An 11,677-nucleotide genomic window follows, 5' to 3' on the forward strand; every position below is an offset into this window, starting at 1 on the left:
GTCGCCGCCCGCGCCCGGCTCGCCGAGGTCTGATGGCCTCGGCGAAGGCGCGGCGCCACACCCTCGCCGCACTGATCCTGGTGGTGGTCGTGCTGCTGGCGGCGCTCGTGTGGCCCTGGCGGGTGCGCAGCCTGGTCGCGTTCCAGGTGATGTTCGGCGCCGTCGCCGTCCTGCTCGTCTGGCCCCGGCGGCAGGGATCCGCCGACCCGGTGTCCAATCTGGTCGGCCGCGCCGAGGCGATCGACACGATCCTGCAGCGGCTGGCGACGATGCGCGCGCAGCGGGCCGCGGGCACCGCGACGGGTGCCGCAGCGATCCTGATTCACGGCATGCCGGGCGTGGGCAAGTCCGCCCTGGCTCACGAGCTCGCCCGGCGGCTCACCCGGGACTATCCGTCCGGGATGGTGATGGTCAACCTCAACGACGCCGGCGAGCCACTGGCGACGGGGAACATCCTCACCATCGTGCTGCGGGCGCTGCACTGGCCGGACGCGATCCCGGCCACCACGGCGGAGCGGGCCAGCATCTTCCGCGCGCTCACCGCGGGCCGGCGCATCCTGTTCGTCCTCGACGCCGCCGGCGACCCGGGGCAGGTCATCGGGGTGCTGCCCAGCACCCCGGACTGCGCGGTGATCATCACCAGCCGCCGCAACCTCGGGCCCCAGCTGGGCATCTGGTCGTACCGGCTCGGGCCGCTGGAGCCGGACGAGGCGCTCGACATGCTGACCGCCGTGACGACGATGGACCGCTTCAGCTCCCTGGCCGCCAGCACCCGCCTGGTGCAGGCGTGCGGCCGGCTGCCGGTGGCCATCCGCAGCGTCGCCGAACGGGTGGTCTACGACGGCCAGACGCTGGAGGAACTGATGGCCGCGCTGCTGCGGGTGAGGTCCGCCGACATCGACTGGAGCCGGTGGGACGACGCCGTCACGGCCGGCATCGCGGCCGAGTTCGAGCGGCTCAGCGTCCTGGAACGCCGGGCGATCTGCCTGCTCACGCTCGTGCGGTCGCCGTCGTTCGCCTCCTGGGTGCTGTGCCCGCTGCTCCAGGTGCCGATGTCGACGAGCGACGTGCTGGCGACCATGCTGACCACCGCCCAGCTGCTCCAGCCGGCGGAGCGCGACCGCCGCTTCGAGATGGCCAGGTACCGCTTCCACCCCGTCGTCAGGGCCTTCATGGAGTCGCAGCTGAACCGCGACGCGGACCTGCTGGCCGGGTGCCACGACGCGCTGGACCGGCTGCGCCGGGCCTATCGCGAGCTGGCACTCGCGGCGCTCAGCGGCCCCGGCCAGCGCCCGCTGCCGGCCTTCGACGCCACCCACGGCTGGGCGCCGGCCGTGTCGCCGCGCGCGCCCGCGGACTCCGCGACCGAGTGGGTGCTGGCGGAGCAGGCGAACCTGCGCGAGGTGGCGCTGGAGGCCGTCGACGAGGAGCCCGACCTGTGCTGGCGGCTCACCGCGATGTTCACCGAGCCGTTTCCCCACCTCGACACGGCCTTCGAGGCCGCGATCAAGGCGACCGGGAGCGGCTTCCTGGTCACCAGCGAGCTCGACGTCCGCGTCGCGCAGGCGCGGGTGCAGGCGATCGCCGGCCGCTTCGACGACGCCGACGCGACAGTGGACCTGCTCGCCACCCGGGTGGCGCAGCTCTCGGCGCACGGGCACGGGCCGGAGGTACGGCGGCGGGCGGCGCTGGCGCACCTGACCTCGGCCGAGGTCTACGCCCAGCTGCCGTGGCCCGAGCGGGCCGCCCGGCACCTGTCCCGCGGCCGGGAACTCATGAACCACGCCGAGACCGCCGACCTAGCCGTACGGGCGGACCGCGTCGCCGCCCTGAGCGACGTGCCGCCGTCGGCCCCGGTCGAAGAGGGCCCGGCGGACGAATACTGGACCGGGCTGGCGCGGGCGGCTGCCCTCAGGCGCGCCGGGGACCTGCCCGGCGCCGCGGCCGTCCTCGCCCGGCTGTGCGCGCGCCACGCCGGCGACGCACACCGCGAGGCGCTGCTGCACCACCACCTGGCCCGGACGCACCTCGACACGCACCTCGCCGCCGCGGCGACCGGGCAGACGGACACGCTCGTCGCGGCCGGCCGGCACGCGATGCTGTCCGTGCTCGCCGCCGAGCAGCTCGACGACCACTGGGGTGCGGCCCGCGCCCACCTGCTGCTGGCGCGGGTGCTCGCCGTCGCCGGCAACCGCGCCGACGCCCGCTCCCAGGCACGGGCCGGCGGCGAGCGGCTCGACGCGGCGGCCGGGGTCATGCCGCCGTACCTGGAGGCGGAACGCGCCTGGGCCGAGGCCGAAGGTTTGCTGTCCGCCGCACCTGCCGGGTGATTTCATGTCGAGAAGCCGCGACCGGCTCCGCTCCCCAGATGAGGGCCACGCAGGCGCGGCCCACGACATCAGGAGACACCATGCCGAAATTCCTGCTTCTCAAGCACTACCGTGGCGGCCCGGAGCCGCACCGTCCGGTGCCCGCGATGGACGAGTGGGCGCCCGAGGACGTGGAGGCGCACATGGCCTTCCAGCACCACGTCAACGAGCTGCTGCAGAAGAACGGCGAGTACGTCGACGCGCAGGCGCTCACCCCGGCGCGCACCTGGGTGCGCTACGGCGGCCCGGACAACGCGCCGGTCACCACCGACGGCCCGCTGCCCGAGACCAGCGATCTCGTGGCGGGCTGGTTCATGATCGACGTCGAGTCGCACGAGCGCGCCCTCGAGCTCGCCGCCTACGTCTCCTCCGAGCCCGGCCCCGGCGGCACGCCGATGTACGAGTGGATCGACGTCCGTGAGGTCATGACCCTGACGCCGTCGGCGACCGACCCGGCGTGACCGGCGAACCGGCCCCATGGAAGGACGAGGGCGCGCTGCGTGCCCTCGTCCCCCGGGTGCTCGCGGGCCTGGTCCGGCGGGGCGAGGACTTCGACACCGCCGAGGACGCGCTGCAGGAGGCCCTGCTCGAGGCGCTGCGGGTGTGGCCCGAGCACCCGCCGCGCGACCCGCGCACGTGGCTGGCGACGGTCGCGACCCGGCGGCTCGTCGACGCCCGCCGCAGCGAGGCGGCCCGTCACCGCCGCGAGGAGACCGTGTACGCCGAGCCGCGGCCCGCCGCCGCCGAGGAGGGCGACGACACCCTGTTCCTGCTGTTCTGCTGCTGCCACCCCGAGCTCGCGCCCGCCTCCCAGGTGGCGCTGACGCTGCGCGCCGTCGGCGGCCTCACCACCCGGGAGATCGCCGCCGCCTTCTACGTGCCGGAGGCGACGATGGCGCAGCGGATCAGCCGGGCCAAGCGCCTCCTGCGGGGCCGCCGCCTGGACCGGCCCGGCGATCTCGCCGTCGTGCTGCGCGTGCTCTACCTCGTCTATTCGGCAGGCCACGCGGGCCGGGTGGACCTGGCCGGCGAGGCGATCCGGCTCGCCCGCCAGCTCACCCTCGCCACCGATGAACCGGAGGCGCGCGGGCTGCTCGCGCTGATGATCCTCAACCATGCCCGGCTGCCCGCGCGCTTCGACGACCGGGGGCGCATCGTCACCCTCGACCGGCAGGACCGCGCCCTTTGGGACACCCGCGAGATCGCCGAGGGCGTACGCGTGCTGCAGTCGGCGCTGGCCCTTGAACGCCCCGGCCGTTACCAGGTCGAGGCCGCCATCGCCGCCCTGCACGACGACGCGGCGTGCGCCGAGGAGACCGACTGGCCGCAGATCCTCGCCTGGTACGACGACCTCGTCGCCCTCACCGCCGACCCGGTGCGCCAGAACCCGGCGGCGGTGCTCGGGCGCGCGGTCGCGGTCGGCCACGTGCACGGCGCGGCCGCCGGGCTGGGCGAGACCGAACGGCTGCGCGAGGTACTCGGCGAACGCCACCGGTGGCACGCCGTCCGGGGCCACCTGCACGAGCTCGGCGGCGACCTGCCCGGCGCCGCCACGGCGTACGCGCAAGCCGCCCGGCGGGCCACCGACGTCGCCGAGCGCGACCACCTGGTCCGCCAGGCGGCCCGCGCGCGTGCGGCATCGCCGCACCTGGATTGAGCTGGGAGTCCGATACCGCGGCATTGCGTGGCGGTCCTAGTATCAACGGTGCCGGCTGCACGTTTCCGTCACTGGAGGTGCGACATGCGAATGTCGGTTGGCAGGACGCTCATGGTCGCGACCCTCTGCATGGCGCTCGCCGCCTGTGGTGGACCCGGGGCCGCACACGACAACGCACCGGTGGCGGCGGGTGACGGCGCGGTCCAGGCCGTGCCCGCCCTGGCCGTTGCCACCACGGCCGCACCATCCTGCGGCATCACCTGGGGCTCCGCGGACAAGACCGCCGGTGCGCTCAGCACGGCACCGTTGATCTCCGTCGAGACCGGCCGGCACGACTGCTGGGACCGGGTCGTGTTCGAGTTCAACGGCACGGCGAGGGGTTACTCGGTGCGTTACAGCGCCGAGGTGCTCACCGACGGCGAGGGCGTCGACCTCGTGCCGTACACGGCCGGCGGGGCGCACCTGTGGGTGACCCTGATGGCCCCGGCGTACGACGCGAACGGCTCGACGATCGACGCGCGCGACGGCGACCACCTGGCCAACGTGTTGCGCTACGACACACTGCGCGACGTGGTCTACGGGGGCTCCTTCGAGGGATACACGACGTTCGACATCGGGGTGCGTGCCCGGCTGCCGTTCCGGGCCACGCTGCTGGCGGGCCCCGGCACGCACAGCCGGATCGTGGTGGACATCGCCCACCGCTGGTAGCCCGTGGGAGGCGACGGCCGGGGGGTTATTACGGCCGCCGACCGCCGCCTCCTCCCCATCGTCATCGAATTTGCACGGAAAGTGAAGAGATCGGCCGTCAGGGCATCTCGCTCACCCCGGCTTGCCGAGCAGCCGAAGAACGCCCTCGGTGGGCTGGTACCCGAAGGCGTTCGTGGCGGCGCTCGAGTCGTAGACCCGGTCGATCCGCCGGGGGAGCGGCCAGCCCCGGGCGTGAAATGCCGCCGCCACCTCGGGGGCGCGCTCGGCGACCACCCCCGCCGCGTCGTGGTGCAGGGCGACGCAGTCGGCCCGGGTGAACGGGTACCGTCCGGCGATGTTGAACGTGCCGGTGACGCCGTCGTGCGCCGCCGCGCTCGCCGTTGCGGCCGCGACGTCGGCGAGCCGCACGGCCCGGTGCAGCCGCCGGACGGCCAGCACGGGCAGCGGCTCCGGAAAGCACCGGGCGATGCGCAGGATCGCCGAGGTCATCGGGCCGGCGGCGACCAGCCGCTCGGCGGCCGACTTCGTCTCGTCGTAGATGTCACGTGGCTGCGGCGGCAGGTCCTCGTCGACCCAGACCGCCCGGTCCGCCGGCACCAGTGCGTGCCCGTACACGCTGGTGCTGCTGATGTAGACGAAGCGCCGCACGCCGGCGGCGCCGGCATCGTCGAGAAGGGCCGCGGTGGCGTCGACGTTCACCGACCGGAACTCCGCGTCGCCGACGAGCCCGACGTGCGGCGCATGCAGCGCCGCCGCGTGGACCACGACGTCGGCCCCGTCGACGAGGGCGTCGCGCACCCGAGCATCCCGGAGGTCGCCGACAACGCCGGTACGCGGCCCGGGCGACAGGTCGACGCCGCGCGTCCTCCACCCGGCGTCCTCGAGCGCCCGCACGACGGCGCCGCCGACCCGCCCCGAACTGCCCGTCACCACGGCCAATGAACTCACGAATTCGCCCTCCCACGAGCCATTCTCGCGACGGGCGCCGGCATCTGTCGACCGCCCGCGGCGGCCCGTCACCCGGCGAAGTAGGCGGTGATGGTCGAGAACAAACGATTCTCGCCGTGCCTCAGTCCCGCAGCAGCAGGTCGTGCAGCTCCGCGACGCAGCCGGCCACATCCGCCACGTGCGCGTTGTGGCCGAACGAGCGGGGCCGCGGAATGCCGACGTCGAGCACCCGGCGGACCCGGCCCGGCCGGGCGCTGAGCACCACCACCCGGTCGGCGAGCAGGACCGCCTCCGGGATGGAGTGGGTGACGAAGACCGTCGTGGCCGGCGCCGACATGTGCATCTCCTGCAGTTGTGCCGCCAGCTCCTCGCGGGTGAGCGCGTCCAGGGCGGAGAACGGCTCGTCCATCAGCAGGACCCGGGGGCGCTGGATCAGCGCGCGGCAGAGCGCGACCCGCTGCTGCATGCCACCGGAGAGCTCGTACGGATGCCGCTGGTGGAAGCCGGCCAGCCCGACCGCGTCGAGCAGCTCCACCGCCCGGGCCCGGTATTCGGCGCGGGGCAGCCGCCGGATCTCCACCGGAAGCATGACGTTGCCGAGCACCGTCCGCCAGGGCAGCAGGGCGGGCAGCTGATGCATCAGCACCACGTCCCGGCGTGGCTCGTGCACCGGCGTGCCGTCGATCGTCACGGTGCCGCCGGTCGGCGCGAGCAGCCCGGCCATCAGGCGCAGCAGGGTCGACTTCCCGCATCCGGAACGCCCGATGACGGCGACGAACTGGTTCTCGGCGATCCGCAGGTCGATGTCGCGCAGCGCCGCCAGCGTGCCGTCACGGGTGCCGAACGACCGCGACACCCGGTCCAGGTCGATCATGAATTCATCCGGCGATCGCCCGCGCCCACGGCACCAGCAGCCGCTCCAACGCCACGACCAGGTAGAACAGCACCGTGCTGAGCACGGCGAGCAGGGTGATCGCGGCGAAGGCGAGCGGTGTGTCCAGCGACATGCCGGACAGCACGATCACCCCGCCGAGCCCGCCGCTCGGGTTGCTGATCTCGGCGACGACCGCGCCGATCACCGCCAGGGAGACCGCGACCTTCAGGCCGGTGAACACCTGCGGCAGCGCCCACGGCAGGCGGATCTTGACGTACGTCTGCCAGCCCGAGGCGGACAGCGACCGGCTCAGTTCGCCGAGCTCCGCCGGGGTCGAGGTGAGCCCGGCCATCGTGGCCACCACGATCGGGAAGACGCAGATCAGCACCACCAGCACGATCTTCGGCCGGGCCCCGAAGCCCAGCCACACCACGAGCAGCGGCGCGAGCGCCACCTTGGGTACCGAGTTCAGGGCCACCAGCACCGGCAGGATGGCCCGTTCCACCGCGCGCCAGGCGGTCAGCAGCACCGCCACCAGGAGTCCGGCCGCCACCGCCACGCCGAAGCCGGCGACGGTTTCGCCAAGCGTGGCACCGGTCTCGCGCAACAGGTAGCCCGGTTGGGCGCGGAAGGCGGCGACGATGTCCGGCGGGGCCGGCAGGAAGATCGGGCGGATGCCGAAGACCACGGTGGCGGCCCACCAGAGCGCGACCGTGCCGACGGCGCCGGCGATCGGCGGGACGGCCCTCACCCGCGACGCCCGAGGGTGGAGTAGGTGAAAATTCCCCGCACCACCAGCCGTGGGTCCTCCGCGAGTTCGCACAGCCGGTCGAGGTCGCCGGTGGTGAGCCCGGCCCCGAGCAGGCCGGCGCGCTGCTGGGCGACGTTCACCGCGATCAGCCGCGCTCCCGCGGTGCCGCCGGGCCACGACGAGGCCCGGATCTCGGTGTTCACCTCGGTGAGCCCGGCCGCCAGCATCGCGGCGTGCACCTGGCAGCCCCACGCGGGATCGTTGCCGTTGGCCGGCAGCAACTGCCCCACCAGGATGTCGTAGTAGCGCTCGACGAGGTCGGCCGCGGCCGCGTCCGGGGCGGCCAGCACCACCCCGCGGATCGCGGAGGCCCACTCCTCGAGGAAGAGGACCCCGTCCGGTACGAGCGCCGCCGCCAGCCGGCCGAGAATCTCGACTCGGGTGGGCAGGTGTGACAGCAGCAGCCGGGCGTGGATCAGCTCCCACGGCGGCCCCGGGACCGGCTCCGCGGTCAGGTCGTGGCGCAGCACCTCGTAGCCCGCGCCGGGCCGCAGGTGCTGCGGTTTGAGATCGGTGGCCAGCACCGATCCGCCCGGCCCGGTCCGCCCGGCCAGCCAGGCCGCGATGCTGCCGCCGCCGGCACCGGCCTCCAGGCAGCGCCACCCGGTGAGGTCGCCGAGCGTGCCGAGCCGGGCGATCGTGAACGGGTCGAGGATCTCGGCGAGCAGCCGGTGCCGCAGCGCCGCGGCCGGGTCGTCGTTGTCGAACGAGTACGTCCCCCGCTGCGTCATCGGGTCAGCTCGCGGGCGCCAGCGCGAAGTCGACGACCGACTCCGGAGTCAGGCCGGGCGGTATCAACCCGTTCTTCTCCAGAGTGGAGATGGCGCCGGCGACGCGCTGCCGATCGAGGACGCCGGACGTCTTCACGTACGGCTTCATCAGGGTGATCTCGCCGACGGCGGCTGCCACGTTCGCGGCGGGCTGCGCCTTCTTCATGATCTGCGCGGCCTCTTCCGGATGGTCCACTGTGTATTGCAGGCCGCGCAGGGCCGCGTCGCGGAACCGTTTGGCCAGATCCGGGTGGTCGCGGGTGATCGCAAGCGGCGCGATGATGCCGTTGCCGTAAAGCTCCGGCAGGTAGGTGCTGTAGGGCAGCACGACCGTGGGCTTCCCGCCGGCGGCCCTCTCCAGGCCCTTGGCACCGATCAGGAAGGTGCTCAGCGCGTCCACCTGGCCGCCGGCGAGCAGCGCCGGCAGTTGGGGCGGCGCCGCGTTGACCCATTGCACCTTGGCCTGGTCGATGCCGGCGAGCTTCGCGTACGCCGGGAAGAGCAGCTGGTTCACCGACCCGGTCGCGGCGCCGAGCTTGCGCCCCTCGATGTCGGCGGGCTTGGTGATGCCGGAGCCGGCCAGCGCGATGATCGAGACGAGGGTCTGCTGGTGGATCGCGGCGATGGCGCGGACGTCGGAGTACTGGCCCTTGCCGGCGAGGATCCACGCGCCGGTCAGGTCGAGGCTGGCGAACTGGGCCTGCCCGGCGGCGAGCACCTTCAGGTTCTCGCCGGTCGCCGCGCCCAGTTGGATGGTGACGTCGATCCCGGCGTCCCGGAAGTAGCCCTTCTCCTGGGCGACCCAGGCGAAGGCGTCGCGGCCCACCGCGCCGAAGGCGGTGAGATAGGTGACCTTGTCGCCCGGCGGCTCGCCGCCGCCGGACCGCTCGTCGTCACCGCACCCGCTCAGCAGCAGGACGGTGGCCAGAATCGCGGCGAACGTAGCAGAGACACCCTTCATCGGATCAGCCCCCGGCATCATCGACATTTATCGGCGACGATACGCCTCGCGATTCGGGGTGCAACCGATCTGCCCTGTTCCGACACCGCGACAAACCGGCAACCGGCAACCGGCTGAACTCGCCGCGGTCCGGGCGCCACTCGCCGCGGTCCGGGCACCGGACCCGGCCCTTGGTTGTGTCCCGGTCACGGAAGGCACCGATGAGGCGAGGCTCAGGTGAGAGACCGGGGTCGAGGCGCGGGTTCGCCGAGAAGCCAGGTCGTCACGACGACCGGAACGGGGCTCGCACCACGCCCGTCGGCCGCCAGCCGCGCGTCCAGTCCGTCGACGTACACAAGCCTTTCCTCGTCGCCCCACCAGGCGACGCAGTACCCGCTGGCCGCGCCGATCGGGCGCAGCAGGGGATGGCGATCCCGCAGCGCCATCAGGTGGGCCGCGGCATCCGGCGGCGTCACAGTGGACACGGGCCGCCGGCGGCGGGCGTGGTGCAGCAGGGCGTCGCATTCCAGGAAGTGGTCGAGCGAGGCGAACACCGGCGCATCGACGTCCAACAGCCCGAACCACACCGCCTCGTCGGGCAGCACGAAGCCACTGCGGCAGCCGTCCGGCGCGGTGTCCATGATCGCGTACGGGAACACGACCCGCCCAGCCTCGGGATCGGCCTCGAACACCGGCTCGAAGACGATCTCGCTTCGACGAAAGGGGCTCAGGTACGTCAGTCCGGAGTACCGCCGCTGGATACGCCGAAACGTGGCCAGGGCGTGCTCGTCGCTGTGTCCGATCGCCGATCTCATGGCGGCCCGGCACTCGTCGTCGCCCGGCCCGGCCCCGACCGGCCTCAGCCGCGCGTGCGCGGTCAGGAACGCCCGCGCACGCGCGCTCAGCGGAGCGGGCGAGTCGAGGACATGCGGCATCCGCTCATTCTCCAGTGCCCGGTCGGGTGTCGGTAGCATTCCTTGAATGCGGCTCAGCGTTCTCGGCGCGTGCGGTGCGTGGCCCCAGGCGGGCGAGGCGTGCAGCGGATTCCTGGTCGAGCACGCCGGATTCCGGCTCCTCCTCGACCTCGGCTACGCGACCCTTCCGCGGCTCCTGCAGCGAATCACCGCGGAACAGGTCGACGCCGTGTTCGTCAGCCACGGCCATCCCGACCACTGCGCCGACCTCAATCCACTGCTGCGCGCCCGCGCCCTCGGCGACCGGCCGTCACCGCCCCTGCCGGTCTACGCGCCGGCCGGCGCGCTCGATGCCGTGCTGGCCCTGGACCGCCCCGGAATGCTCGACGACGCGTACGTGGTGCGCGACGTCATCCCCGGCGCGCCGTTCGAGCTCGGGCCGTTCCGCGCCGAGACCCGGCTCCTGCCGCATTGGCTACCGAACGCCGGCATCCGCCTGACCGTCGCCGGCCGGGCACTCGCCTACACCGGCGACGCCGGTCCCAGCCGCCATGTCGTGGACCTGGCCAGGGACGCGGACCTGCTGCTGGCCGAGGCCACCTACCCGGACCACGTGCCGGACCACTCGAGGCGATACCTGTCGAGCGCCCGTACGGCCGGACGCCAGGCCGCGGAGGCCGGCGCGGACCGCCTCCTGCTGACCCACCTCTGGCCGGGAACCGGCCAGCAAGCCACGCTGGCGGCGGCCGCCGAGGCCTACGGCGGCACCGTGGCCGTAGCCGTCAGCAACCTGACCGTCGACCTGACCTGACCGCACGCACCGACACCGCACTACCCGTCGATGAGCTGCTCTCGAAGAATGTCCGCATGCCCACAATGCTGGGCGAGCTCACGCAGCACGTGGAGATACACCCACCGCAGCGGAACCGGCCCCGCCGATGCCCGGGAAGAATGTCGTCCAGCCCCAGCGCCGCCGTCGCCCGCCGCGACGCCTCGCAGGCCTCCCGGTGAGCCCGCTGAACGCCGGCGATCGTGTCGCCGTCCTCGACGGCGAACGACTCACCCGACGTCGTGGGAATGCCGATCTCGGCCCGCGACCGGCCCGTGACGGCCTCGTCGAACCAGACCTTCTCGACGAAGATCGCGTGCTTCACCAGACCCAGCAACGTGGTCTGCGAAGCCACCAACGACCGACGCACCTGTTCCTCCGTCAGCCCGTCCAGACACCCGTTGAGCGCATCACGATGCTCATCGACAAACGCCTCGAACTGAGCCTGAGCCGGCAACGCAACAACCCGGTCGGCAAAACTGGGCGGAAAAGAAGGCATGAGCGAAGCATCCCAGACCACCCCCAAGAGCAACCCCTCACCCGCCGCGCGCACCCTCGCCGGCCACAAGAGCGCCCAGCGACCCGTGCGCCGAAGAAGCCTCCCGAATCCACGCAACCCTGCGAGAGCCCCCTGACCACAACCGACGAGCTGCTTCCGCCTGCACAACCGACGAGCTGCGTCCGCCTGCACAAGCGACGTGCTGCGTCCGCCTGCACAAGCGACGTGCTGCGTCTGTCTGCGTGACCGGCGGGCTGCATCCACCTGCGCAACCGGCGAGGTGCGTCCGCTTGACCCACCACCCACCCCGGCCTGCCCGACCGACCCTCCTGCCGCGCCCACAGCGCGGAAGCCCGAT

11 protein-coding genes and 1 pseudogene are annotated in these 11,677 nt (G+C 73.0%); 5 read left to right on the forward strand and 7 right to left on the reverse strand.

The window, feature by feature from the left end; translation table 11 throughout:
* From AB0F10_RS40495 to AB0F10_RS40510, 4 genes are all read left to right on the forward strand, one after another.
* A partial coding sequence (locus AB0F10_RS40495) for an NB-ARC domain-containing protein (protein ID WP_360638298.1) occupies window positions 1-2,330 on the forward strand: 2,330 nt, incomplete at its 5' end.
* 80 nt (window positions 2,331-2,410) lie between these two features.
* Entirely contained in the window at window positions 2,411-2,830 is a 420-nt protein-coding gene (locus AB0F10_RS40500; protein WP_360638301.1) for a hypothetical protein, read from the forward strand.
* On the forward strand, window positions 2,827-4,026 hold the full coding sequence (locus AB0F10_RS40505; RefSeq protein WP_360638304.1) for a sigma-70 family RNA polymerase sigma factor: 1,200 nt from the start codon (window positions 2,827-2,829) through the stop codon (window positions 4,024-4,026). Before AB0F10_RS40500 ends, AB0F10_RS40505 begins: the two co-directional genes overlap by 4 nt.
* An 84-nt stretch (window positions 4,027-4,110) precedes the next feature.
* Window positions 4,111-4,734: a hypothetical protein gene (locus AB0F10_RS40510; protein WP_360638307.1), complete on the forward strand. Its 624-nt coding sequence runs from the start codon at window positions 4,111-4,113 to the stop codon at window positions 4,732-4,734.
* A gap of 111 nt (window positions 4,735-4,845) precedes the next feature.
* Here AB0F10_RS40510 and AB0F10_RS40515 read toward each other — a convergent pair whose 3' ends face one another.
* The 6 genes from AB0F10_RS40515 to AB0F10_RS40540 form a co-directional block, all read right to left on the reverse strand.
* Window positions 4,846-5,682 carry an NAD(P)-dependent oxidoreductase gene (locus AB0F10_RS40515; RefSeq protein ID WP_360638310.1) on the reverse strand — a complete coding sequence of 279 codons (837 nt, stop codon included), beginning with the start codon at window positions 5,680-5,682 and terminating at the stop codon, window positions 4,846-4,848.
* 121 nt (window positions 5,683-5,803) lie between these two features.
* Complete coding sequence (locus AB0F10_RS40520) at window positions 5,804-6,556, reverse strand: ABC transporter ATP-binding protein (RefSeq protein ID WP_360638313.1); 753 nt, start codon at window positions 6,554-6,556, stop codon at window positions 5,804-5,806.
* Between the two features lie 4 nt (window positions 6,557-6,560).
* On the reverse strand, window positions 6,561-7,307 hold the full coding sequence (locus tag AB0F10_RS40525; RefSeq protein WP_360638316.1) for an ABC transporter permease: 747 nt from the start codon (window positions 7,305-7,307) through the stop codon (window positions 6,561-6,563).
* Window positions 7,304-8,098 (reverse strand): methyltransferase domain-containing protein, encoded by a 795-nt coding sequence (locus AB0F10_RS40530; protein ID WP_360638319.1) that lies wholly within the window; start codon window positions 8,096-8,098, stop codon window positions 7,304-7,306. Before AB0F10_RS40530 ends, AB0F10_RS40525 begins: the two co-directional genes overlap by 4 nt.
* Window positions 8,099-8,102: 4 nt before the next feature.
* The gene (locus tag AB0F10_RS40535) at window positions 8,103-9,098 is read right to left on the reverse strand and encodes an ABC transporter substrate-binding protein (protein ID WP_360638322.1); all 996 of its coding nucleotides are present in this window, start codon (window positions 9,096-9,098) and stop codon (window positions 8,103-8,105) included.
* 212 nt (window positions 9,099-9,310) lie between these two features.
* Window positions 9,311-10,012 carry a hypothetical protein gene (locus AB0F10_RS40540; protein WP_360638325.1) on the reverse strand — a complete coding sequence of 234 codons (702 nt, stop codon included), beginning with the start codon at window positions 10,010-10,012 and terminating at the stop codon, window positions 9,311-9,313.
* A 46-nt stretch (window positions 10,013-10,058) separates the two neighbouring features.
* On the opposite strand from AB0F10_RS40540, the gene AB0F10_RS40545 reads away from it, so the two are divergent.
* Window positions 10,059-10,802: an MBL fold metallo-hydrolase gene (locus tag AB0F10_RS40545; RefSeq protein ID WP_360638328.1), complete on the forward strand. Its 744-nt coding sequence runs from the start codon at window positions 10,059-10,061 to the stop codon at window positions 10,800-10,802.
* A gap of 20 nt (window positions 10,803-10,822) precedes the next feature.
* On the opposite strand, the pseudogene AB0F10_RS40550 reads toward AB0F10_RS40545, so the two are convergent.
* A pseudogene (locus AB0F10_RS40550) lies at window positions 10,823-11,319 on the reverse strand (DinB family protein).
* Window positions 11,320-11,677 lie beyond the last annotated feature (358 nt).

It is taken from the genome of Actinoplanes sp. NPDC026623, assembly GCF_040638275.1.
GTDB lineage: Bacteria > Actinomycetota > Actinomycetes > Mycobacteriales > Micromonosporaceae > Actinoplanes.